Raw genomic sequence first — 24,895 nt, forward strand, 5'->3', positions numbered from 1 at the left:
TTAAACCAGCCCGAACAGCGTTAACAGCATGTCGATAACCTTGATCCCAATAAAGGGCACCACCAGCCCACCCAGACCGTAAATCCACAGGTTACGGCGCAGCATGGCGGCGGCCGTCAGCGGCTTATAGCTCACCCCTTTCAGCGCCAGCGGAATAAGAAAGACAATAATCAGCGCGTTGAAGATCACCGCGCTCAAAATGGCCGAGGCCGGAGAGTGCAGGTGCATCACGTTCAGGGCATTCAGCTGCGGGTAGGTTGCCGCAAAAGCCGCCGGAATGATGGCGAAATACTTCGCCACGTCGTTGGCGATACTGAACGTGGTCAGCGAGCCGCGCGTCATCAGCATCTGCTTCCCGATATGTACCACTTCGATCAGCTTGGTCGGGTTCGAGTCGAGATCCACCATGTTGCCCGCCTCTTTTGCCGCCTGGGTACCGGAGTTCATCGCCACCGCCACGTCGGCCTGCGCCAGCGCCGGGGCGTCGTTGGTGCCGTCGCCGGTCATCGCCACCAGACGGCCTTCCGCCTGATACTGGCGAATGAGTGCCAGCTTCGCTTCCGGCGTCGCTTCGGAAAGGAAATCATCCACGCCCGCTTCGGCGGCAATGGCCGCCGCAGTCAGACGGTTATCCCCAGTGATCATCACCGTTTTGATCCCCATCTTACGCATCTGGGCGAAACGCTCTTTAATACCGCCTTTAACGATATCCTTCAGGGCGATAACCCCCAGAACGCTTGCACCTTCCGCCACCACCAGCGGGGTTGCTCCCTGACGCGCCACGCTTTCCACCAGGTTGTCGACTTCCGGGGGGAAGTGTCCATTATTGGCTTCAATATGACGGCGAATGGCATCAACGGACCCTTTACGGATCATCCGGTCCTGAATGTTAATTCCGCTCATTCGGGTTTGCGCCGTAAAGGGCACGAACGTGGCGTGCAGGCTCTGAACGTCGCGCTGGCGCAGGTTAAAGCGCTGCTTGGCGAGGATCACGATACTGCGGCCTTCCGGCGTTTCATCGGCCAGCGAGGAAAGCTGCGCCGCGTCAGCCAGCGTTTTTTCATCCACGCCGGGAGCAGGTAGAAAGTCAGAGGCCTGACGATTGCCCAGGGTGATGGTCCCGGTTTTATCCAGCAGCAGCACGTCTACGTCACCCGCCGCTTCAACGGCGCGTCCGCTGGTGGCGATGACGTTCGCGCCCAGCATCCGGCTCATCCCCGCCACGCCAATCGCGGAAAGCAGGCCGCCGATAGTGGTGGGGATCAGACAGACGAGCAGGGCGATCAGTACGGTGATGCTAACCGCTGTACCGCCGTAGGCGGAGAAGGGCCACAGGGTCGCCGTTGCCAGCAGGAAGACAATGGTGAGCGCCACCAGCAGAATGGTCAGGGCGATCTCGTTCGGCGTTTTACGACGCTGTGCGCCTTCCACCATGGCGATCATCCGGTCGAGAAAGGTTTCGCCCGGGTTAACGCTGCACTGGATCACCAGCCAGTCGGAAAGAATGCGCGTTCCGCCGGTAACTGAGGCGAAATCTCCGCCCGACTCACGGATCACCGGTGCGGATTCCCCGGTAATGGCGCTTTCGTCTACCGACGCGCCGCCCTCAATCACCTCACCGTCGCAGGGGATTATGTCGCCAGCTTCCACCAGCACCACGTCACCTTTGCGCAGTTCATCCGCCGGAACGTGGTCCATCTGCGCGCCGTATTTAGGTTCGCGTAATTTGCGCGCAAAGGCGGTCTTTTTTATCCCTTTCAGGCTGTTGGCCTGTGCCTTACTGCGGCCTTCCGCTAACGCTTCGGCGAAGTTGGCGAACAGCACGGTAAACCACAGCCACAGGCTGATGGCGGCGGTAAAGGTTGCATTCCCTGAAAGGTGTCCCGTTCCCATGGCAATCGCCAGTGCGGTGGTGAGTAAACTTCCAGTCCAGACAATAAACATCACCGGGTTGTGCCACTGCACGCGCGGGCTCAGTTTTTTTACCGCATCCATGAGGGCCTGACGAACTAACGTCGGTTCGAGCAGGGCCAGTTGTTTACGACTCATGACAAATTCTCCGCAAAATCAGCGTAAAGAGAGATATTCCGCAACCGGGCCTAACGCGAGGGCGGGGATAAAGGTCAGGGCACCCACCAGCAAAACGGTGCCAATCAGCAGGCCGACGAACAGCGCGCCGTGAGTCGGTAACGTACCGGTGGTGGTCGGCTGGATCTTCTTATTCACCAGTGTTCCAGCGATCGCCATGACGGGAATAATCACGCCGAAACGTCCGATGAACATGCAGAACGCCAGCAAACAGTTCCAGAACGGCGAGTTGGCGCTTAATCCTGCAAAGGCGCTGCCGTTGTTGTTGGCGGCAGACGAAACGGCGTAAAGCACTTCGCTAAAGCCGTGAATGCCCGGGTTAAAGATGCCGTTGCGCCCGGCGTCGGTCATCAGCGCCAGCGCGGTACCGAGCAGCACAAGGGTGGGGGTGACCAGAATTGCCAGCGCGGTTAATTTCATTTCGCGGACGTCGATTTTTTTGCCGAGATACTCCGGCGTGCGACCGATCATTAGCCCGGCGATAAACACGGCGAGCAGAACGAACAACAGCATGCCGTACAGCCCCGAACCGACCCCACCGAAAACTACCTCGCCAATCTGCATCAGCCACATCGGGATCATGCCGCCGAGCGCGGTAAAAGAGTCGTGCATGGCGTTCACTGCCCCGCAGGAGGCCGCCGTGGTGACCACCGCATAGAGGCTGCTGGCAAGAATGCCGAAGCGGCTCTCTTTGCCTTCCAGGTTGATATTGCTGTTAGCCCCCAGCTGCATGAAGTGGCTGTTGCCGTTCCATTCGGCCCACATCACCAGTGCAACGCAGACCACGAAGATCAACGACATCGCCCACAGCAGCGTACGTCCCTGGCGGCGATCGTTAACCACATCGCCAAAGGCGAAGCAGAGCGCGGCGGGGATCAGGAAGATCGCCAGCATCTGTACAAAATTGGTTAATGCCGTTGGGTTTTCAAACGGATGTGATGAGTTGGCGTTGAAGAAGCCGCCGCCGTTGGTGCCCAGCATCTTGATCGCTTCCTGCGACGCCACTGGCCCCATAGGCAGGAGTTCCCTGGCCCCTTCAAGCGAGGTGTAAGGGGTATAAGGCAGCAGGTTTTGCAGAGTGCCTTGCTGAATAAAGAACAGGGCAATAATCAGCGCAACAGGCACCAGGATCCAAAGGGTGATGCGCGTGACATCAACCCAGGCGTTGCCGAGGGTGCTGACATTCTGACGGGCAAACGCGCGCGTCAGGGCGAAGATCACCGCGATACCGCTGGCCGCAGAAAGAAAGTTTTGCACGGTTAACCCGGCCATCTGGCTGAAGTAGCTGAGCGTGGTTTCACCGGCGTAAGACTGCCAGTTGGTGTTGGTGACAAAGCTGACCGCCGTGTTCAGCGCCAGATGCCAGGATAAACCCGGTAACTGCTGCGGGTTCAACGGCAGACTGCCCTGGAGCATCAGCAGCGTAAAGAGGGCAATAAGCCCCAGGATATTCAGAAGCAGTATCGCCATCAGGTACTGGCGCCAGTTCATTTCCCGATCGCTGATACCTGAAATGCGCCAGAGCACGTTTTCAATATTTCGCGTGCCCGGCAATGGCACGTTGTTTATCAGACGCGCCAGCGCTGTTCCCAGCGGCCTGGCGAGCACAAACAGCACCAGTAAAAAGCTGGCAATAAGCAAAAACGCCTGAGCAGCCATCAGAATGCCTCCGCATTAATCAGGGCATAAATCAGATAACCCAATAACAGGAACACCAGCACGATGCCGGCAATCAGACCTGCACTCACAATCCACCTCCGGGTGACTTTTGTTGTTGTACAAACGGTAGGATTTATGGCGCAAAGATTTCGCAAAAATCAGAAGGGCAGGTGTAAAAAAAGTATAAAAAGGGAAAGACCACAATTTAACTATTGGTAAGTAAATCGTTAACTTTTTTGTAACTTAATTACAGGCGGGAATGTAAATATTCACGAAATGAATGAAAATAAGTGGTCGGATGAGTAGTAAAATTACAAACAAAGCGGTATTATTTTAACCAGGTCACAGATTTCACATTTTCCGGAGACGGTTTCCGGCCAACTACAGGGGAGAAAATTATGGATCTTTATAAAGAGTTTCCGGCTCATATCATTTTCATGCGTCGCACTTTCGCCGTAGTGGCTGGCGTGCTGGCCCTGCCGGTGATGCTGTTCTGGAAAGATCGCGCACGTTTCTACAGTTACCTGCACCGCGTCTGGGCGAAAACCAGCGAGAAGCCGGTGTGGATGGATCAGGCCGAGAAAGCGACCTGCGACTTCTACTGATACGGTGTGACATCGTAGCCATAAAAAAACCGCCTACAGCAATGTGGCGGTTTTTTTGTCCCTCGGGATTCGCGGTCCGTTGGGTAATCTTGCAGCCCCTACCCGGGATTTTTATCATACCCTTCTTTAAAAAGTTCACAATCCACTTCACCTTTATAAATTCCTAATTTTACTGAAATAACTTACTTTTGGCGTTGTTGCTAATTATGATGCCACGTCCCTTTCCGCCATCTCGCAAATGGGCATCGGTCCTGGGAAAGGTGTATCCATAGCCGTAAAGCAGCCCACCTACCCGGGCTTGTGTCCACCGATTTATCACCGGTGGTGATAGGTGGAGCGGTTAGCAGCAGGGACCGCATAGTGAAACGCTATTTATGCATCGCGTTCATTGTCGCCAGCGCACTCGTTGTAAAGAGTGATAAACCGGATGTGTTTATTGCCTTTACCCTGATAGCGCAGGACAAGTAGCGTTAAGGCCGCCTCGGGCGGCCTTTTTTATTTCATCCCGTCTACACTTCATGGCAAAGTAGTTCAATGCATGCCTTTTTCCTTTTACGGCATGCCCTTACGGACATAATGGACAATTGCAGGAGTTTTATGCCCACCCATCTGGTTTGGTTTCGCGCGGATTTACGCATTCACGACAACTTCGCTCTCGCGGCGGCCTGCCGCGCTAAAGACGCGAATGTGCTGGCCCTGTTTATCGCCACGCCTGAACAGTGGCGGCAGCATGACATGGCGCCCCGGCAAGCGGCACTACTCAGCGCGTATCTGAATGACCTGCAACATTCACTGGCTGAAAAAGGCATTCCGCTGATCTATAAAGAGGCCCATGATTTCGCCGCGCAGCGCCAGACGGTGCAGGCAATCTGCCAGCAGCACGCAGTAACGCATCTTTATTACAACTATCAGTATGAATTCAACGAGCAACAGCGGGATCGTCAGCTGGAGAAAACCCTTGCGGGCGTGGTCTGTGAAGGCTTTGATGACAGCGTGATGCTCGCGCCGGGCAGCGTAATGACCGGTAGCCACGAAATGTATAAAGTTTTCACGCCGTTTAAAAATGCCTTTATCAAACGCCTGAAAGAGGGACTACCTGAGTGCGTTACCGCCCCGACCGTGAGAGGGGAAACGATAACGGATCTGCCGGCGATCAGGCTGAATTATCCCCAGCAGTCGTTCGATGAAACGGTATTCCCCGCCAGTGAGAAAGCAGCTATTGACCGGTTGCGTCAGTTCTGCGCGCAGGGGGCGGCGGAGTACGAGGCGCGTCGGGATTTTCCAGCGACTGAAGGCACCAGCCGCTTGTCGGCCTGTTTAGCGCTGGGCGCGCTCTCTCCGCGCCAGTGTTTACATCGCCTCCTGGCGGAACAGCCTCAGGCCTTAGACGGGGGGGCGGGCGCCGTGTGGCTGAACGAACTGATCTGGCGTGAGTTTTATCGCCATCTGATGACGTATCATCCTGATTTGTGTAAACATCGGCCCTTTATTCGCTGGACCGAACAGGTACAGTGGCAGTCGAATGAGAAGCTGCTTAAGGCATGGCAGGGTGGGCTCACCGGCTTCCCGATTGTTGATGCGGCTATGCGGCAGCTCAATGAAACCGGGTGGATGCATAACCGTCTGCGTATGATTACCGCCAGCTTCCTGGTGAAGGATCTGCTTATCGACTGGCGAACCGGAGAGCGTTATTTTATCTCTCAGCTGATCGATGGCGATCTGGCGGCGAATAACGGTGGCTGGCAGTGGGCGGCCTCCACCGGAACGGATGCGGCTCCCTATTTTCGGATCTTCAATCCGACCACGCAGGGACAACGATTTGACGCCGACGGCGAGTTTATCCGTCGCTGGCTGCCTGAGCTTAAGGATGTCCCGGCCAAAGCCATTCATGAACCCTGGGTATGGGCGGATAAACAGCGTGTTACCCTGAACTATCCCCGTCCCATTGTCGACCATAAACAGGCGCGCGTCGCCACGCTGGCGGCGTACGAAGCCGCCCGCAAAGTTTGAGAGAATGATGATGAAAAACAGTGAACTGGAACGCCTGATTAACGAAAAACTTAACGCCGCCTCCTTCAGCGACTACGGCCCGAATGGCTTGCAGGTGGAAGGTCGCGAAACGGTGCAAAAAATTATCACCGGCGTGACGGCAAGCCAGGCGCTACTGGATGAGGCGGTCCGTCAGGAAGCCGATGCGGTGATTGTCCACCACGGTTATTTCTGGAAAAACGAATCGCCGATTATTCGCGGCATGAAGCGCAACCGACTCAAAACGCTGCTGGCGAATGACATCAATCTGTACGGCTATCACCTGCCGCTCGATGCGCATCCTGAACTGGGAAATAACGTTCAGCTTGCGCAGCTGCTGGGGATTACCGTGATGGGCGAAATTGAACCCCTGGTGCCGTGGGGCGAACTGTCGATGCCGGTTCCGGGTCTGGAGCTGGCTTCGTGGATCGAAGCACGCCTGGGGCGTCGTCCGCTGTGGTGCGGCGACACCGGGCCGGATACCGTGAAGCGCGTGGCATGGTGCACCGGCGGCGGCCAGGGCTTTATTGACAGCGCGGCGCGTTTTGGTGTCGACGCCTTCATTACCGGCGAAGTCTCCGAGCAGACTATTCACTCTGCCCGTGAACAAGGCCTGCATTTTTACGCGGCGGGCCATCACGCCACCGAGCGTGGCGGCATCCGCGCCCTCAGCGAGTGGCTGACGGAAAATACCGATCTGGATGTGACGTTTATTGATATCCCTAATCCGGCCTGATGAGAGGTAGTTAAGTGCAGCGAGCGCGTTGTTATCTTCTGGGTGAAACCGCGGTAGTTCTGGAACTTGAGCCTCCGGTGACGCTTGCCACGCAAAAGCGTATCTGGCGTCTGGCTCAGCGACTGCCCGAGCTACCCGGCGTGGTTGAAGCTATTCCGGGTATGAATAATATCACCGTAGTGCTGCGTGATCCGCACACGGGGGCGCTGGATGCCATTGAGCGTCTGCAACGCTGGTGGGAGGAGAGCGAGGCGCTGGAGCCGGAATCGCGGACGATTGAGATCCCGGTTGTCTATGGCGGCAAGGGAGGTCCCGACCTTGGCGTGGTGGCCGAACACTGTGGATTAACGGAGAAGCAGGTTGTGGAGCTGCATAGCTCAGTCGACTATGTTGTCTGGTTTTTGGGATTTCAGCCGGGTTTCCCCTATCTGGGCGGGTTATCGCCCCAGTTACATACTCCGCGCCGGGCTGAGCCGCGCCTGAGCGTACCGGCGGGCAGCGTGGCGATTGGTGGCGAGCAAACGGGAATTTATCCGCTCGCCTCACCGGGAGGCTGGCAGCTGATCGGGCACACGTCCACGCCGTTGTTTGAACCAGGCCAGGACGCGCCCATACTCCTGCGTCCGGGGGATACCCTGCGCTTTATCCCGCAGAAGGAGGGAGTATGTTAACGCTTATTCGCGCAGGGCTTTACACCTCGGTACAGGATGCCGGGCGTTTTGGGCTGCGTCAGTCGGGCGTGAGCTACTGCGGCGCGCTCGATCGTCCTTCGCTGGAGATTGCCAACCTGCTGGTAGGCAACGCAGGCAGCACGGCGGCGTTAGAAATTACGCTGGGTCAGTGTGTGATTGAGTTTGGTCAGGAAACCTGGTTTGCCTTAACCGGCGCGGGCTGTGACGCGACGCTGGACGGCAAAGCGGTGTGGACCGGCTGGCGCCTGCGGGCGAAGGCCGGGCAGCGTCTGACGCTCAAGCGCCCTCTGCACGGCGTGCGCAGCTATCTTGCGGTGGCGGGGGGGATCGAGGTGCCGGAGGTGTTGGGCTCATCCAGCACCGACCAGAAAGCGGGAATGGGCGGCCATGAAGGACGGCTGCTGCGCGACGGCGATCGTCTGCGGATAAAGACCTCAACGCGCCATTTCACCACCACCCAGGGCGTGAAACAGCTGCTGTGGGGGAACGTGATCCGCGCCTTACCAGGACCGGAATACCATGAGTTTGATGAAGCCGCGAAAGAGTCTTTCTGGCGCTCGCCGTGGAAGATCAGCCCGCAGAGTAACCGCATGGGTTACCGGCTTCAGGGGCAGCCGCTGACCCGTACGACTGACCGGGAGCTGCTTTCCCATGGTCTGTTGCCCGGGGTGATTCAGGTGCCGGGCAACGGGCAGCCCATCGTACTGATGAACGATGCGCAAACCACGGGGGGATATCCGCGTATTGCCTGCATTATCGAAGCGGATCGCTACCATCTGGCGCAAATTCCTCTTGGTCAGCCAATTCATTTTGTGCAGTGTTCGCTGGAGGAGGCGCTGAAAGCCCGGCAGGATCAGCAGCGTTATCTCGAACAGCTGGCGTGGAGGCTCGATGGTAAAGATTGATTTAAACGCCGATCTGGGGGAGGGCAGCAGCGCCGATGCGGCGCTGATGACGCTGGTCTCGTCGGTCAATATCGCCTGCGGTTTTCACGCGGGCGACGCGCAAACCATGCTGGTGAGCGTGCGTAATGCCCTTAAAAATGGCGTAGCGATAGGTGCTCACCCGAGCTTCCCTGATCGGGAAAACTTTGGTCGTACGGCTATGGATCTGCCGCCCGAGACGGTCTACGCTCAGACGCTTTACCAGACTGGTGCGCTGGAGGCGATCGTGCGCGCCGAGAATGGCGTGTTGCGCCACGTTAAGCCGCACGGCATGCTCTATAACCAGGCGGCGAAAGATCCGGTGCTGGCAGACGCCATTGCCCGCGCGGTGCGGGACTGTAATCCGCAACTGATTCTGGTAGGTCTGGCGGGCAGCGAGCTTATCCGTGCTGGAGAACGGCTGGGGCTGACTACGCGGCAGGAAGTGTTTGCCGATCGGGGATACCTGCCGGACGGTAGCCTGGTTCCGCGTACGCAGGCCGGTGCGCTGATCACCGACGAAGGTAAAGCGCTGGCGCAGACCCTGGAGATGGTGCGCTTCGGGCGAGTAACCTCAACGGAGGGTACAACGGCAAACGTTCAGGCTGATACGGTGTGCTTACATGGGGACGGCGAGCATGCGCTCCAGTTTGCGCGACGCCTGCGGATTGCGTTCTCGGAAGAGGGCATTGTTGTCAGCGCAGAATAATCATGAAAGGACATTAACATGCCAGAAGGTCCGGAGATCCGCCGCGCGGCGGATAGCCTGGAGGCGGCGATAAAGGGCAAACCTCTGACACTCGTCTGGTTTGCCTTTCCTCAACTCAAGCCGTTTGAATCGCAGCTGGTGGGGCAGACGGTGACCCACATTGAAACGCGCGGCAAGGCGTTACTCACCCACTTTTCCCATAACCTGACGTTATACAGCCATAATCAGCTTTACGGCGTCTGGAGGGTGGTGGAGGCGGACGAGCAGCCGCAAACGACCCGCGTGCTGCGAGTGCGGCTACAAACGGCGGATAAGGCGATCCTGCTTTACAGCGCCTCTGATATCGAAATGTTAACGCCGGAGCAGCTGCTGACGCATCCGTTCTTACAGCGGGTCGGGCCGGACGTGCTGGATCTGCGCCTGACGGCGAGCGACGTGAAGGCCCGGTTGTTATCACCTAAATTCCGTAACCGGCAGTTTTCCGGCCTGTTGCTCGATCAGGCCTTTCTGGCCGGGCTGGGTAACTACCTGCGGGTAGAGATCCTCTGGGAAGTGGGGCTGGCGGCGCAGCACAAGGCGTCTCAGCTCAATGATGAACAGCTTGATGCGTTATCCCATGCGCTGCTGGATATCCCACGCCTGTCGTACAACACGCGCGGCGTGGTGGATGAGAACAAGCATCACGGGGCGCTGTTCCGCTTTAAGGTGTTTCATCGGGCGGGAAAGAAATGCGAAAGGTGCGGCGGGGTGATTGAGAAGACAACACTCTCTTCAAGACCGTTTTACTGGTGTCCTCGGTGCCAGATGTAAAAAAGCCGGGTGGCGGCTACGCCTTACCCGGCCTACATTACGCGTTAGTTTTAGCGCTTAATATCAGACTTAAAATCACGCTGCTCGTAGCCGGTATACAGCTGACGAGGACGGGCGATTTTCATGCCTTCGCTGTGCATTTCGTTCCAGTGCGCAATCCAGCCCACGGTACGGGCCATGGCGAAGATCACGGTGAACATGGAAGACGGAATGCCCATCGCTTTCAGGATGATACCGGAGTAGAAATCGACGTTCGGGTAGAGTTTCTTCTCGATGAAGTACGGGTCGTTCAGCGCGATGTGTTCCAGCTCCATCGCCACTTCCAGCAGATCATCTTTGGTGCCCAGCTCTTTCAGCACTTCGTGGCAGGTCTCACGCATGACGGTCGCGCGCGGGTCGTAGTTTTTGTAAACACGGTGACCGAAGCCCATCAGACGGAAGGAATCATTCTTGTCTTTCGCGCGGCGCACGAACTCAGGAATGTGCTCAACGGAGCTGATCTCTTCCAGCATCTTCAGTGCCGCTTCGTTCGCGCCGCCGTGTGCCGGTCCCCACAGGGAGGCGATACCCGCAGCGATACAGGCGAACGGGTTCGCGCCGGAAGAGCCCGCGGTACGGACGGTAGAGGTCGAGGCGTTTTGTTCGTGGTCAGCATGCAGGATCAGAATACGATCCATTGCGCGTTCCAGCACCGGGTTCACTTCGTACTCTTCGCACGGCGTGGAGAACATCATGCGCAGGAAGTTACCCGCGTAGGAGAGGTCGTTGCGTGGATACACAAACGGCTGACCGATAGAGTATTTGTAACACATCGCCGCCATGGTAGGCATTTTAGACAGCAGACGGAACGCCGCGATATCACGGTGACGTGGGTTATTCACGTCCAGAGAATCGTGGTAGAACGCCGCCAGCGCACCGGTAATACCGCACATGACCGCCATCGGATGAGAGTCACGACGGAACGCATGGAACAGACGGGTAATCTGCTCATGGATCATGGTGTGACGGGTCACGGTGGTTTTAAATTCATCGTACTGGGCCTGCGTCGGTTTTTCGCCGTTCAGCAGGATGTAGCACACTTCCAGATAGTTGGATTCGGTGGCTAACTGATCGATGGGGAAGCCGCGATGGAGCAGGATACCTTCGTCACCGTCAATGTAGGTGATTTTGGATTCGCAAGATGCGGTGGAGGTGAATCCAGGGTCAAAGGTGAATACCCCTTTGGAACCCAGCGTACGGATATCAATAACATCCTGACCGAGCGTGCCTTTTAGCACATCCAGTTCAATAGCATCATCACCATTTAGGGTGAGTTTTGCCTTTGTATCAGCCATTTACGGTCTCCTTAGCGCCTTATGCTTAAGACTGCGCTTCACCGGATTTGCTTTCAGCTGTTAATCATCGTTACCAGATTGTTATTTGGCTTACCGCTCAGCTCACGAGGAGAAACCAGGGTACAGAGCTATGGCGCCTTGCAGGTAAACGAATGAAATATCAGTGAAACAACAGCAAATCAGCGTTTTTGCAGTCCGAATTATTCAAACCTGTATATCACTAATAACTGTCCTGATAACTTCGGTCAATACCATCACACTGTTACATAACTATTTGTCAGGTGAAAGATAGACCTCATAACTTTTGCGCATTATATGCCTTTTCTGATGACGTTTGTAACAATATTGTTTAACATTTGTCAAATCAGATGATTAAAAATTAAAAAGATGTTGTTATCGTGACCCCGATCACTGTTCCAGAGAAAACCCAACAAACTGTATGTAGGTTAATTGTAATGATTTTGTGAACGGCCTATACTGCCGCCAGGTCTCCGGAACACCCTGCAATCCCGAGCCACCCAGCGTTGTAACGTGTCGTTTTAGCATTTGGAAGCAATGTTTTGCATGACGCGCAGTTATAGAAAAGGAACGCTGTCTGACCCGCATCGCAGTCCGGAGGAAGGAAACAATAAGAACAGCATGTGGGCGTTATTCATGATAAGAAATGTGAAAAAACAAAGACCTGTCAATCTGGATCTGAAAACGATCCGATTCCCTGTAACAGCAATAGCGTCCATTCTGCACCGTGTTTCTGGTGTGATTACGTTTGTGGCGGTCGGTATCTTGCTGTGGTTACTGGGAACCAGCCTCTCATCCCCTGAAGGATTCCTCCAGGCCTCAGACATCATGAACAGCTTCTTCGTGAAATTTATCATGTGGGGCATTCTGACCGCGCTGGCCTATCACGTGGTTGGCGGCGTTCGCCATATGCTGATGGACTTTGGCTACCTGGAAGAGACGTTCGAGGCCGGTAAACGTACCGCTAACATTTCATTTGTGATCACTGTCGTGCTTTCACTTCTCGCAGGAGTTCTCGTATGGTAAGCAACGCCTCCGCATTAGGACGCAACGGCGTACATGACTTCATCCTGGTCCGTGCTACCGCCATCGTTCTCACCCTTTACATCATCTATATGATCGGTTTCTTCGCGACCAGCGGCACGCTGACGTGGGAAATCTGGAGTGGTTTCTTCGGATCGGCCTTCACCAAAGTGTTCACCCTGCTGGCTCTGTTCTCCATCCTTATTCATGCCTGGATTGGCATGTGGCAGGTGTTGACCGATTACGTTAAACCGCTGGCGATTCGCCTTCCGCTGCAACTGATTATTGTTGTTGCTCTGCTGGTTTACGTCATTTATGGATTTGTTGTGGTGTGGGGTGTGTAATGAAACTGCCAGTCAGAGAATTTGATGCTGTTGTGATTGGTGCGGGTGGCGCAGGTATGCGCGCCGCACTGCAAATTTCCCAGAGCGGCCAGACCTGTGCGCTGCTCTCTAAAGTATTCCCGACCCGTTCCCACACTGTGTCTGCGCAGGGCGGTATCACCGTTGCGCTGGGTAATTCCCATGAAGATAACTGGGAATGGCACATGTACGATACGGTAAAAGGTTCCGATTACATCGGTGACCAGGATGCCATCGAATATATGTGTAAAACCGGCCCGGAAGCGATTCTGGAGCTGGACCACATGGGTCTGCCGTTCTCTCGTCTGGAAAATGGCACCATCTATCAGCGTCCGTTTGGCGGCCAGTCGAAAAACTTCGGCGGCGAGCAGGCGGCACGTACCGCAGCGGCGGCTGACCGTACCGGCCACGCGCTGCTGCACACGCTGTATCAGCAGAACCTGAAAAACCACACCACCATCTTCTCCGAGTGGTATGCGCTGGATCTGGTGAAAAACGCCGATGGCGCCGTGGTGGGATGTACCGCTCTGTGCATCGAAACCGGTGAAGTGGTCTACTTCAAAGCCCGCGCAACCGTGCTGGCGACCGGCGGCGCAGGCCGTATCTATCAGTCCACTACCAACGCCCATATCAACACCGGTGACGGCGTTGGGATGGCGATCCGCGCTGGCGTGCCGGTGCAGGACATGGAGATGTGGCAGTTCCACCCAACCGGTATCGCCGGTGCGGGCGTACTGGTGACAGAAGGCTGCCGTGGTGAAGGTGGTTACCTGCTGAACAAACATGGCGAGCGCTTCATGGAGCGTTATGCGCCAAACGCAAAAGACCTTGCGGGCCGTGACGTGGTGGCGCGTTCCATCATGATCGAAATCCGTGAAGGCCGCGGCTGTGACGGCCCTTGGGGTCCACACGCGAAGCTGAAACTCGACCATCTGGGTAAAGAAGTGCTGGAATCCCGTCTGCCGGGCATTCTGGAACTGTCCCGCACCTTCGCTCACGTCGACCCGGTGAAAGAGCCAATTCCGGTTATCCCAACCTGTCACTACATGATGGGCGGTATTCCGACCAAAGTGACCGGTCAGGCGCTGACCGTGAACGAGCAGGGCGAAGACGTAGTCATCCCTGGCCTGTTCGCGGTAGGCGAAATTGCCTGCGTATCCGTGCACGGCGCAAACCGTCTGGGCGGCAACTCCCTGCTGGACCTGGTGGTATTTGGTCGTGCGGTGGGTCTGCATCTCCAGGAATCTATTGCCGAGCAGGGCGCGCTGCGTGATGCGACCGATGACGAAATAGATGCCTCTCTTGAGCGCCTCAATCGCTGGAACGGTAATCGTAACGGCGAAGATCCGGTGGAGATCCGTAAGGCGTTGCAGGAGTGTATGCAGCACAACTTCTCGGTATTCCGTGAAGGTGACGCGATGGCCAAAGGGCTTGAGCAGCTGAAAGCGATCCGCGAGCGTCTGAAGAATGCCCGTCTGGATGATACCTCCAGCGAGTTCAACACCCAGCGCGTTGAGTGCCTGGAGCTGGATAACCTGATGGAAACCGCGTTCGCCACTGCGATGTCGGCAAACTTCCGTACCGAAAGCCGTGGCGCCCATAGCCGCTTCGACTTCCCGGATCGTGATGACGAAAACTGGCTGTGCCATTCCCTGTATCTGCCAGAGTCGGAAACCATGACGCGTCGTAGCGTTAACATGGAACCGAAACTGCGTCCGGCGTTCCCGCCGAAGATTCGTACTTACTAATGCGGAGACAGGATAATGAAACTCGAATTCTCAGTTTATCGTTATAACCCGGATGTAGACGATGCTCCGCGTATGCAGGATTACACCCTCGAAGCGGAAGAAGGTCGTGACATGATGCTGCTGGATGCCTTAATCCAGCTGAAAGAGAAAGATCCTACGCTGTCGTTCCGCCGCTCCTGCCGTGAAGGGGTGTGTGGCTCTGACGGTGTAAACATGAACGGCAAAAACGGTCTGGCCTGTATTACGCCAATTTCAGCGCTACAGCGTTCTGGCCAGAAAATTGTGATCCGTCCTCTGCCTGGCCTGCCGGTCGTGCGTGATTTGGTGGTGGACATGGGGCAATTCTATGCACAATATGAGAAGATTAAGCCTTACTTATTGAATAATGGGCAAAATCCACCCGCTCGCGAGCACTTACAGTCTCCTGAGCAGCGTGAAAAACTCGATGGGTTGTACGAGTGTATTCTCTGTGCATGCTGTTCAACGTCATGCCCGTCATTCTGGTGGAACCCGGATAAATTTATCGGCCCTGCGGGTCTGCTGGCTGCCTATCGCTTCCTGATCGACAGCCGCGATACCGAAACCGAGAATCGTCTGGAAGGGCTAAGTGACGCTTTCAGCGTATTCCGCTGCCATAGCATCATGAACTGCGTCAGTGTGTGTCCTAAGGGGCTGAACCCGACGCGCGCCATCGGCCATATTAAGTCGATGTTGTTGCAGCGCAGTGCGTAAGTAACAACGCCGGATGGCGCTGCGCTTATCCGGCCTACGTAACAGTAGGCCCGGTAAGCGTAGCGTCACCGGGCAAATTGCAGAAACCTTTAAAAACTGCCAGATAAGTAAATAATCGAGACGTTCAGCGCGAGACAAGGCGCGGTTGAACGAATCCCCTGGAGCATAGTTGACTATGTGACTGGGGTGAGTGAAAGCCGCAACGCAGTCGCAGCCGGAACGACGAAGATTATTTAGACAGTTTCTAAAGGTTCCTTCGCGGGCCACAAAGAGCTCGCAGGTGAACCCCGGCACGTACACGTGGTGTGCGTGGTAGTTTCTACGGCGAAAGTAAGCATAAAAATGCTTAAGGGATCACGATGCAGAACGGCGCAATGAAAGCCTGGCTGGACTCTTCTTACCTCTCTGGTTCAAACCAGAGCTGGATAGAACAGCTCTATGAAGACTTCTTAACCGATCCTGACTCAGTGGACGCAAACTGGCGTTCCATGTTCCAGCAGTTGCCTGGTACAGGGGTCAAACCGGATCAATTCCATTCAAAAACACGTGATTATTTCCGTCGTCTGGCGAAGGATGCCTCACGTTACTCTTCTGCGATTTCCGACCCTGACACCAATGCGAAGCAGGTTAAAGTCCTGCAACTTATCAACGCTTATCGCTTCCGTGGTCACCAGCATGCGAATCTCGATCCGCTGGGACTGTGGCAGCAGGAACGTGTAGCGGATCTCGATCCGGCTTATCACGATCTGACCGAGGCCGATTTCCAGGAAAGCTTTAACGTAGGTTCCTTTGCCATCGGCAAAGACACGATGAAGCTGGGCGATCTGATTGACGCGCTCAAGCAAACCTACTGCGGCTCCATCGGCGCGGAATATATGCACATTACCTCCACCGAAGAGAAACGCTGGATCCAGCAGCGTATCGAATCCGTGGCAGGCCACGCAAATTTCTCAGCAGAAGAGAAAAAACGTTTCCTCAGCGAACTGACCGCAGCGGAAGGCCTTGAGCGCTATCTGGGCGCGAAATTCCCTGGCGCAAAACGCTTCTCACTGGAGGGCGGCGATGCGTTAGTCCCGATGCTGAAAGAGCTGATTCGTCATGCCGGTAAGAGCGGCACGCGCGAAGTGGTGCTGGGCATGGCGCACCGTGGTCGCCTGAACGTGCTGGTTAACGTGCTGGGTAAAAAGCCGCAGGATCTGTTCGACGAATTTGCGGGTAAACATAAAGAGCACCTCGGCACCGGTGACGTGAAGTACCACATGGGCTTCTCGTCGGATATCGAAACCGAGGGCGGTCAGGTTCACCTGGCGCTGGCGTTTAACCCGTCGCACCTGGAAATCGTCAGCCCGGTGGTTATCGGTTCCGTGCGTGCGCGTCTGGATCGCCTGGACGAGCCGAGCAGCAATAAAGTACTGCCAATCACTATTCACGGTGATGCGGCGGTCACAGGGCAGGGCGTGGTTCAGGAAACCCTGAACATGTCGAAAGCGCGTGGTTATGAAGTGGGCGGTACCGTTCGCATCGTAATCAACAACCAGGTGGGCTTCACCACCTCTAACCCGCTGGATGCGCGTTCCACCCCGTACTGCACCGACATCGGTAAAATGGTTCAGGCGCCAATTTTCCACGTTAACGCGGATGACCCTGAAGCCGTTGCTTTCGTTACCCGTCTGGCGCTGGACTTCCGTAACACCTTCAAGCGCGATGTGTTCATTGACCTCTTCTGCTACCGCCGTCACGGCCACAACGAAGCGGATGAGCCAAGTGCAACCCAGCCGCTGATGTACCAGAAAATCAAAAAACACCCGACGCCGCGTAAAATCTACGCTGACAAGCTGGAAAGCGAAAAAGTGGCGACGCTGGAAGATGCGACCGAGATGGTCAACCTCTACCGCGACGCGCTGGACGCGGGTGAATGCGTGGTCAAAGAGCTGCGCCCAATGAACATGCACTCCTTTACCTGGTCGCCGTATCTCAACCACGAGTGGGATGAGAGCTACCCGAACAAGGTTGAGATGAAGCGTTTGCAGGAGCTGGCTAAACGCATCAGCACCGTGCCGGAAGCGATCGAGATGCAGTCCCGAGTGGCCAAGATCTATGGCGATCGCCAGGCAATGGCGGCGGGTGAGAAGCTGTTCGACTGGGGCGGCGCGGAAACGCTGGCCTATGCGACGCTGGTTGACGAAGGTATTCCGGTTCGTCTGTCCGGTGAAGATGCGGGTCGTGGCACCTTCTTCCACCGTCATGCGGTTGTGCACAACCAGTCTAACGGTTCAACGTACACTCCGCTTCAGCACGTGCATAACGGTCAGGGCCAGTTCAAGGTCTGGGACTCCGTGCTGTCAGAAGAAGCAGTTCTGGCCTTCGAATACGGCTACGCCACCGCAGAACCCCGCACTCTGACCATCTGGGAAGCGCAGTTCGGTGACTTCGCCAACGGTGCGCAGGTCGTCATCGACCAGTTCATCTCCTCCGGTGAGCAGAAGTGGGGCCGTATGTGCGGTCTGGTGATGCTGCTGCCGCACGGCTACGAAGGACAAGGTCCGGAGCACTCCTCCGCGCGTCTGGAGCGTTATCTGCAACTCTGCGCCGAGCAGAATATGCAGGTTTGCGTGCCGTCCACTCCGGCTCAGGTTTACCACATGCTGCGTCGTCAGGCGCTGCGCGGTATGCGCCGTCCGCTGGTAGTCATGTCACCAAAATCCCTGCTGCGCCATCCACTGGCGGTCTCCAGCCTGGAAGAGCTGGCAAACGGCACCTTCCTGCCGGCCATCGGTGAAATTGACGAGCTGGATCCGCAGGCCGTTAAGCGTGTCGTAATGTGTTCTGGTAAGGTTTATTACGACCTGCTGGAACAGCGCCGTAAGAACGATCAGAAAGATGTCGCCATCGTGCGTATCGAACAGCTTTATCCGTTCCCGCATCAGGCGATGCAGGACGTGCTGAAACAGTACGCTCACGTTCATGATTTTGTCTGGTGCCAGGAAGAGCCGCTCAACCAGGGCGCATGGTATTGCAGCCAGCATCATTTCCGTGAAGTGATTCCATTTGGGTCTGCCCTGCGTTATGCAGGTCGCCCGGCCTCCGCCTCTCCGGCGGTAGGGTATATGTCCGTTCACCAGAAGCAGCAACAAGATCTGGTCAATGACGCGCTGAACGTCGATTAATTAAAGGATACATAATGAGTAGCGTAGATATTCTTGTTCCCGACCTGCCTGAGTCCGTAGCAGATGCAACCGTCGCCACCTGGCACAAAAAACCAGGCGACGCGGTAACCCGTGACGAAGTGCTGGTAGAAATCGAAACTGACAAAGTGGTACTGGAAGTACCGGCTTCAGCGGATGGCATTCTGGATGCAGTCCTGGAAGATGAAGGTACAACCGTCACTTCACGCCAGATCCTGGGTCGCCTGCGTGAAGGCAATAGCGCGGGCAAAGAGTCCAGCGCCAAATCTGAAGAGAAAGCGTCTACTCCGGCCCAGCGCCAGCAGGCGTCTCTGTCCGATCAGACCAATGACGCGCTCAGCCCGGCGATCCGTCGCCTGCTGGCTGAGCACAGCCTCGATCCGGCAGCCATCAAAGGCACCGGCGTGGGTGGCCGTCTGACGCGCGAAGACATCGACAAGCATCTGGCAAAAGCGCCTTCTGAGGCGAAAGCGGAAGCGAAAGCCCCTGCGGCAGCACCAGCCGCACAACCTGCTTTGGGCGCACGTAGCGAAAAACGCGTGCCAATGACCCGCCTGCGTAAGCGCGTGGCCGAGCGTCTGCTGGAAGCGAAAAACTCCACCGCGATGCTGACCACCTTCAACGAAGTCAACATGAAGCCAATCATGGACCTGCGCAAGCAGTACGGTGACGCGTTTGAAAAACGTCACGGTATCCGTCTGGGCTTCATGTCCTTCTACGTGAAAGCGGTAGTTGAAGCGCTGAAACGCTACCCGGAAGTGAACGCGTCTATCGATGGCGATGACGTGGTTTACCACAACTACTTCGACGTCAGCATGGCGGTTTCTACCCCGCGCGGCCTGGTTACCCCGGTTCTGCGTGACGTGGATACCCTGGGTATGGCTGACATCGAGAAGAAAATCAAAGAGCTGGCCGTGAAAGGCCGCGACGGCAAGCTGACCGTTGAGGACCTGACTGGCGGTAACTTCACCATTACCAACGGTGGTGTGTTCGGCTCGCTGATGTCTACCCCGATCATCAACCCGCCGCAGAGCGCGATCCTGGGTATGCATGCCATTAAAGATCGTCCAATGGCGGTAGACGGTAAAGTGGAGATCCTGCCGATGATGTACCTGGCGCTCTCTTACGATCACCGCCTGATCGACGGCCGCGAGTCCGTAGGCTTCCTGGTTGCCATTAAAGAGCTGCTGGAAGATCCAACGCGTCTGCTGCTGGACGTCTAGTTTTTGCAGTCTTGCCCGGCGGCGCGTTGCTTGCCGGGCCTACAAAAGCACTACCTAACGATTACCTGAAGGATGGATAGAACACATGAACTTACATGAATATCAGGCCAAACAGCTGTTTGCCCGGTATGGCTTACCGGCTCCGGTGGGTTATGCCTGTACTACCCCGCGTGAAGCAGAAGAAGCCGCGTCTAAAATCGGTTCCGGCCCGTGGGTAGTTAAATGTCAGGTTCACGCTGGTGGCCGTGGTAAAGCGGGCGGTGTGAAGGTTGTTAAGAGCAAAGAAGAGATCCGTGCGTTTGCTGAACATTGGCTCGGCAAGCGTCTGGTAACCTACCAGACAGATGCGAACGGCCAGCCGGTTAACCAGATCCTGGTGGAAGCGGCGACCGACATCGCGAAAGAACTGTACCTCGGCGCAGTCGTAGACCGTAGCTCCCGTCGCGTGGTGTTCATGGCGTCTACCGAAGGCGGCGTGGAAATTGAAAAAGTGGCGGAAGAAACCCCGCACCTGATCCACAAAGTGGCTATCGATCCGCTGGCGGGCCCAATGCCTTACCAGGGGCGTGAGCTGGCGTTCAAACTGGGTCTGGAAGGCAAGCTGGTTCAGCAGTTCACCAAGATCTTCATGGGTCTGGCAACTATCTTCCTGGAGCGCGACCTGGCACTGATCGAGATCAACCCGCTGGTGATCACCACCCAGGGCGACCTGATCTGCCTCGACGGCAAGCTGGGCGCTGACGGCAACGCGCTGTTCCGCCAGTCCGATCTGCGCGAAATGCGCGACCAGTCTCAGGAAGATCCGCGTGAAGCACAGGCTGCACAGTGGGAGCTGAACTACGTCGCGCTGGACGGCAACATCGGCTGCATGGTTAACGGTGCGGGCCTGGCAATGGGCACCATGGACATCGTTAAGCTGCACGGCGGTGAGCCAGCGAACTTCCTCGACGTGGGCGGTGGCGCAACTAAAGAGCGCGTAACCGAAGCGTTCAAAATCATTCTCTCTGACAGCAACGTGAAAGCGGTTCTGGTGAACATCTTCGGCGGTATCGTACGTTGCGACCTGATCGCCGACGGTATCATCGGCGCGGTAGAAGAAGTGGGCGTTAACGTTCCGGTTGTTGTACGTCTGGAAGGGAACAACGCTGAACTCGGCGCGAAAAAACTGGCTGACAGCGGCCTGAATATTATTGCAGCGAAAAGTCTGACGGATGCAGCTCAGCAGGTTGTTGCCGCAGTGGAGGGGAAATAATGTCCGTTTTAATTAATAAAGATACCAAGGTTATCTGCCAGGGCTTCACCGGTAGCCAGGGGACTTTCCACTCCGAACAGGCGATTGCCTACGGTACGCAGATGGTTGGCGGCGTAACGCCAGGTAAAGGCGGCACCACGCACCTGGGCCTGCCGGTGTTCAACACCGTGCGTGAAGCGGTAGAAGCGACGGGCGCAACCGCGACCGTTATCTACGTTCCGGCGCCGTTCTGCAAAGACTCTATTCTGGAAGCGATCGACGCAGGCATTAAGCTGATCATCACCATCACCGAAGGCATCCCGACGCTGGATATGCTGACCGTGAAGGTGAAGCTGGACGAAGCAGGCGTGCGCATGATCGGCCCGAACTGCCCAGGCGTTATCACTCCAGGCGAATGCAAAATCGGCATCATGCCGGGCCACATTCATCGCCCAGGCAAAGTGGGTATCGTGTCCCGTTCCGGTACCCTGACCTATGAAGCGGTTAAGCAGACCACCGACTACGGTTTCGGCCAGTCCACCTGCGTGGGCATCGGCGGTGATCCGATCCCGGGCTCTAACTTCATCGACATCCTGAAGCTGTTCCAGGAAGATCCACAGACCGAAGCGATCGTGATGATCGGTGAGATCGGTGGTAGCGCGGAAGAAGAAGCGGCTGCTTACATCAAAGATCATGTGACCAAGCCGGTGGTGGGTTACATCGCGGGTGTTACCGCGCCGAAAGGCAAACGTATGGGTCACGCGGGCGCGATTATCGCAGGCGGTAAAGGTACGGCTGATGAGAAATTCGCAGCACTGGAAGCCGCAGGCGTGAAAACCGTTCGCAGCCTGGCGGATATCGGTGAAGCACTGAAATCCATCATTAAGTAAGTCCTCTCTGCTCCCCGAATGGGGCGCGTTGAAGTATAAAAAAATGTCCGTTTCGACATGGTTGGCCGCTGTAAAGCGGCCTTTTTTTATTGCCTGCGTTTAGCCACCAGGGTGAATTTATAGTCGTCGGTGTTAAACACGTTGCGACTGTATTCAAATACCCGGCCGTCTTTCAGAAAGCCACGAGAGACTTTTTCCAGAATCGGTTTTGCCGGATCGAGCGCCAGGGCGGCAATCGCCTCATCCGATGGCATGACTGGCACCAGCTCCTGCTCGCTGCGATCGATCACCATCTTTTTGATCTGCTCAATGTAATGGTATTTCGACTGTTCCATCACTTCCCAGGTGAGGTCGGGGAACATCGCCAGCGGCATCCATGTCTCTTCCAGATTCACCGGCTTTTCCCTGATGAAGCGTACGCGCTTGACGTGCCAGACCTTATCATCCGGATTGAGCGCAAGTTTTGCCGCGAGCCGCTCATCGGCTTTCACCACTTCGAAGACGCTGACGTCGCTGTGCGTATCGACGTTGCGATCCGCTAACTTTTCGTAAAAGCCGGTGAGCTGATAAATATCGTAATTCACCCGCTCCTCTTTTACATACGAGCCGCTGCCCTGAATACTTTCGATGATCTGCTCGTCGGCGAGCAGCTTCAAAGCCTGCCGCACGGTGACCCGGCTGACGCTAAACGCCTCCTGAAGGCTGGATTCCGTCGGCAGCGCGTCGCCAGGTTTTAACTCACCGGCATTAATTTTCTCGCGGAACGCATCGGCGATCTGCCGGTACATCGGTTTATTGCCCATTGTGTCGCGCCTTTTTAATACGTTTTCAGGGAATTATGCCTTCAGTGGTAAATTTGTAAATAATACAAATAAGATACAAATATCGGTGTTAGTGAAAATGATCACATAAATGTATTATCCGGTCTGCCACAATCCTCCCCAGACAATAACTTTGGATAGGTGAGGATCTTATGAACCTGACGACTCTGACCGACCCCCGTGCTGTCTGCGTGCAGGCGCAGTTTACCAGCCGTGATGAGGCAATCCGTCAGCTTGCGACGCGGCTGGTGGCGTTGGGCAAAATAGCCGACGCCGATACGTTTCTGGCAGACGTTTTCCATCGGGAATCGCTTGGCCCGACGGCGCTGGGCGAGGGGCTGGCCGTACCTCATGGTAAATCAGTGGCGGTAAACGAAGCGGCTTTTGCCGTGGCCACACTGCGTGAGCCGCTGGCCTGGGAAGGTGTGGACGGACCGGAGGAGGTCGAGCTAATTTTTCTGCTCGCCATTCCTCCCGCACAAGCGGGATCAACGCATATTCAGGTCCTGACGGAACTGACGTCTCGCCTGGCGGATGACGAGCTCAGGGCGCGCGCGATGACGGCGATCAGCGCGGAAGCGGTGCTTGCGGCGCTGGAAACGGCACCTGACGCACAAGAAACCGCCGTTGCGGAGAATGCCCCGACGATCGTCTGCGTTACCGCCTGTCCGGCCGGGATCGCCCATACCTACATGGCAGCGGAGTATCTCGAAAAAGCGGGACGTAAGCTCGGCGTCAATGTGGTGGTCGAAAAGCAGGGGGCAAATGGTATTGAGGGGCGCATCACCGCGCAGCAGTTGCAGGAGGCAAAAGCGTGTATCTTCGCGGCGGAAGTGGCGATCAAAGAGCGTGAGCGTTTTCAGGGGATCCCCGCCATTTCCGTGCCCGTCGCGGAACCCTTACGCCATGCGGAAGCGCTCATTGAGCGTGCGCTGGCGCTACAGCCTGTATCCGATGCACGTCCTGCGCACGTCGACACGGACGCGAAAAAGTGCGTTAAAACCGAACTCAAGCAGGCGCTGCTCAGCGGTATCTCCTTTGCGGTGCCGCTGATTGTCGCTGGCGGCACGGTACTGGCGGTGTCGGTACTGCTGGCGCAAATCCTGGGCTTGCAGCATCTGTTCGATCAGGAAAACTCGTGGCTGTGGATGTACCGCAAACTGGGCGGCGGGATGCTCGGTATTCTGATGGTGCCTGTTCTGGCGGCCTATACCGCTTACTCGCTGGCGGATAAACCTGCGCTAACGCCCGGCTTTGCGGCGGGTCTTGCCGCCAATATGATCGGCTCTGGTTTTCTCGGGGCCATCGTCGGCGGGCTGATTGCAGGCTACCTGATGCGCTGGGTGAAAAACCACATCCGGCTGAGTAGCCGCTACAACGGCTTTCTGACCTTTTATCTCTATCCGGTGATTGGCGTGCTGGGCGCAGGCAGCCTGATGCTGTTTGTGATCGGCGAACCGGTGGCCTGGATCAATAACGCCCTGACCGCCTGGCTTAACGGTCTGTCCGGCGCGAACGCGCTGCTGCTGGGGGCGATCCTGGGCTTTATGTGCTCGTTCGATCTGGGCGGTCCGGTCAACAAAGCCTCTTACGCGTTCTGTCTGGGAGCGATGGCCAATGGCGTATACGGGCCTTATGCGATTTTTGCCTCCGTCAAAATGGTATCGGCCTTTACCGTGACGGCATCAACGATGCTGGCTCCGAACCTGTTCAAACAGTTCGAAATTGAAACCGGCAAGTCCACCTGGCTGCTGGGGCTGGCGGGCATCACCGAAGGGGCAATTCCGATGGCTATCGAGGATCCGTTGCGGGTCATTGGCTCATTTGTTCTGGGGTCAATGGTGACCGGAGCGATTGTCGGGGCGATGGGGATTGGGCTATCCACCCCCGGCGCGGGCATTTTCTCGCTCTTCTTACTGCATGATGCCGGGCTGGGCGGCGTGATGGCCGCTGTCGGCTGGTTTGGCGCCGCGCTGGCTGGCGCCGCAATCTCTACGCTCATTTTACTGCTCTGGCGACGCCAGGCCGTGAAGAGCGGCACCTACGTGACTGAAGACATACCATCGTAAACACGCACT

21 protein-coding genes are annotated in these 24,895 nt (G+C 56.3%); 16 read left to right on the plus strand and 5 right to left on the minus strand.

All coding sequences use genetic code 11. The features are described from left to right. From kdpB to kdpF, 3 genes are read right to left on the minus strand one after another with little or no spacing between them, the layout of a single operon-like run. Complete coding sequence (gene kdpB / locus IM290_RS07615; RefSeq protein WP_193041711.1) at positions 1-2,049, minus strand: potassium-transporting ATPase subunit KdpB; 2,049 nt, start codon at positions 2,047-2,049, stop codon at positions 1-3. An 18-nt stretch (positions 2,050-2,067) separates the two neighbouring features. Continuing rightward, the gene (gene kdpA, locus IM290_RS07620; protein WP_023296127.1) at positions 2,068-3,747 is read right to left on the minus strand and encodes a potassium-transporting ATPase subunit KdpA; all 1,680 of its coding nucleotides are present in this window, start codon (positions 3,745-3,747) and stop codon (positions 2,068-2,070) included. Further along, positions 3,747-3,836 (minus strand): K(+)-transporting ATPase subunit F, encoded by a 90-nt coding sequence (gene kdpF, locus IM290_RS07625; protein ID WP_003858638.1) that lies wholly within the window; start codon positions 3,834-3,836, stop codon positions 3,747-3,749. Before kdpF ends, kdpA begins: the two co-directional genes overlap by 1 nt. Positions 3,837-4,145: 309 nt before the next feature. On the opposite strand from kdpF, the gene IM290_RS07630 reads away from it, so the two are divergent. The 7 genes from IM290_RS07630 to nei all read left to right on the plus strand — a co-directional run bounded on the left by IM290_RS07630 (position 4,146) and on the right by nei (position 10,250). After that, a complete protein-coding gene (locus tag IM290_RS07630; RefSeq protein WP_003858637.1) occupies positions 4,146-4,352 on the plus strand; it encodes a YbfA family protein in 207 nt (68 codons plus the stop codon). 597 nt (positions 4,353-4,949) lie between these two features. Next, complete coding sequence (gene phrB, locus IM290_RS07635; RefSeq protein WP_193041710.1) at positions 4,950-6,362, plus strand: deoxyribodipyrimidine photo-lyase; 1,413 nt, start codon at positions 4,950-4,952, stop codon at positions 6,360-6,362. A gap of 10 nt (positions 6,363-6,372) precedes the next feature. Continuing rightward, positions 6,373-7,116: a type 2 GTP cyclohydrolase I gene (locus IM290_RS07640; RefSeq protein WP_193041709.1), complete on the plus strand. Its 744-nt coding sequence runs from the start codon at positions 6,373-6,375 to the stop codon at positions 7,114-7,116. 14 nt (positions 7,117-7,130) lie between these two features. Then, the gene (pxpB, locus tag IM290_RS07645) at positions 7,131-7,787 is read left to right on the plus strand and encodes a 5-oxoprolinase subunit PxpB (RefSeq protein WP_003858633.1); all 657 of its coding nucleotides are present in this window, start codon (positions 7,131-7,133) and stop codon (positions 7,785-7,787) included. Continuing rightward, positions 7,781-8,713 carry a 5-oxoprolinase subunit PxpC gene (pxpC, locus tag IM290_RS07650; RefSeq protein WP_193041708.1) on the plus strand — a complete coding sequence of 311 codons (933 nt, stop codon included), beginning with the start codon at positions 7,781-7,783 and terminating at the stop codon, positions 8,711-8,713. Before pxpB ends, pxpC begins: the two co-directional genes overlap by 7 nt. Continuing rightward, complete coding sequence (gene pxpA, locus IM290_RS07655) at positions 8,700-9,440, plus strand: 5-oxoprolinase subunit PxpA (protein ID WP_193041707.1); 741 nt, start codon at positions 8,700-8,702, stop codon at positions 9,438-9,440. The genes pxpC and pxpA overlap by 14 nt, the downstream gene beginning before the upstream one ends. A gap of 18 nt (positions 9,441-9,458) precedes the next feature. Then, entirely contained in the window at positions 9,459-10,250 is a 792-nt protein-coding gene (gene nei, locus IM290_RS07660; RefSeq protein WP_193041706.1) for an endonuclease VIII, read from the plus strand. A 50-nt stretch (positions 10,251-10,300) separates the two neighbouring features. Here the strand turns inward: nei and IM290_RS07665 are convergent, their stop codons facing one another. Next, positions 10,301-11,584, minus strand: a complete 1,284-nt coding sequence (locus IM290_RS07665; protein ID WP_006809584.1) for a citrate synthase — start codon at positions 11,582-11,584, stop codon at positions 10,301-10,303. A 639-nt stretch (positions 11,585-12,223) separates the two neighbouring features. Here IM290_RS07665 and sdhC point away from each other — a divergent pair. The 8 genes from sdhC (at position 12,224) to sucD (ending at position 21,996) form a co-directional block, all read left to right on the plus strand. Further along, positions 12,224-12,628 (plus strand): succinate dehydrogenase cytochrome b556 subunit, encoded by a 405-nt coding sequence (gene sdhC / locus IM290_RS07670; RefSeq protein WP_193041780.1) that lies wholly within the window; start codon positions 12,224-12,226, stop codon positions 12,626-12,628. Beyond that, positions 12,622-12,969 carry a succinate dehydrogenase membrane anchor subunit gene (gene sdhD, locus IM290_RS07675; RefSeq protein ID WP_003858621.1) on the plus strand — a complete coding sequence of 116 codons (348 nt, stop codon included), beginning with the start codon at positions 12,622-12,624 and terminating at the stop codon, positions 12,967-12,969. The genes sdhC and sdhD overlap by 7 nt, the downstream gene beginning before the upstream one ends. Beyond that, complete coding sequence (gene sdhA, locus IM290_RS07680; RefSeq protein WP_003858619.1) at positions 12,969-14,735, plus strand: succinate dehydrogenase flavoprotein subunit; 1,767 nt, start codon at positions 12,969-12,971, stop codon at positions 14,733-14,735. Before sdhD ends, sdhA begins: the two co-directional genes overlap by 1 nt. 15 nt (positions 14,736-14,750) lie before the next feature. Beyond that, positions 14,751-15,467 (plus strand): succinate dehydrogenase iron-sulfur subunit, encoded by a 717-nt coding sequence (locus IM290_RS07685; protein ID WP_023303307.1) that lies wholly within the window; start codon positions 14,751-14,753, stop codon positions 15,465-15,467. 359 nt (positions 15,468-15,826) lie between these two features. Beyond that, entirely contained in the window at positions 15,827-18,634 is a 2,808-nt protein-coding gene (gene sucA, locus IM290_RS07690; RefSeq protein ID WP_128771767.1) for a 2-oxoglutarate dehydrogenase E1 component, read from the plus strand. A 14-nt stretch (positions 18,635-18,648) separates the two neighbouring features. After that, the gene (odhB, locus tag IM290_RS07695) at positions 18,649-19,875 is read left to right on the plus strand and encodes a 2-oxoglutarate dehydrogenase complex dihydrolipoyllysine-residue succinyltransferase (RefSeq protein ID WP_003858613.1); all 1,227 of its coding nucleotides are present in this window, start codon (positions 18,649-18,651) and stop codon (positions 19,873-19,875) included. An 85-nt stretch (positions 19,876-19,960) separates the two neighbouring features. Beyond that, positions 19,961-21,127, plus strand: coding sequence for an ADP-forming succinate--CoA ligase subunit beta (gene sucC / locus IM290_RS07700; RefSeq protein ID WP_017384968.1), 1,167 nt, complete (start codon positions 19,961-19,963; stop codon positions 21,125-21,127). Continuing rightward, entirely contained in the window at positions 21,127-21,996 is an 870-nt protein-coding gene (gene sucD / locus IM290_RS07705) for a succinate--CoA ligase subunit alpha (RefSeq protein WP_003858609.1), read from the plus strand. Before sucC ends, sucD begins: the two co-directional genes overlap by 1 nt. An 86-nt stretch (positions 21,997-22,082) precedes the next feature. On the opposite strand, the gene IM290_RS07710 is transcribed toward sucD, so the two are convergent. Continuing rightward, positions 22,083-22,799 (minus strand): GntR family transcriptional regulator, encoded by a 717-nt coding sequence (locus IM290_RS07710; protein WP_017384967.1) that lies wholly within the window; start codon positions 22,797-22,799, stop codon positions 22,083-22,085. Between the two features lie 170 nt (positions 22,800-22,969). On the opposite strand from IM290_RS07710, the gene mngA reads away from it, so the two are divergent. Beyond that, positions 22,970-24,886 (plus strand): PTS 2-O-a-mannosyl-D-glycerate transporter subunit IIABC, encoded by a 1,917-nt coding sequence (mngA, locus tag IM290_RS07715; protein WP_193041705.1) that lies wholly within the window; start codon positions 22,970-22,972, stop codon positions 24,884-24,886. Positions 24,887-24,895 lie beyond the last annotated feature (9 nt).

Origin of the sequence: Enterobacter cloacae complex sp. S1 (assembly GCF_014930525.1) — a bacterium.
Lineage (GTDB): Bacteria > Pseudomonadota > Gammaproteobacteria > Enterobacterales > Enterobacteriaceae > Enterobacter > Enterobacter hormaechei_C.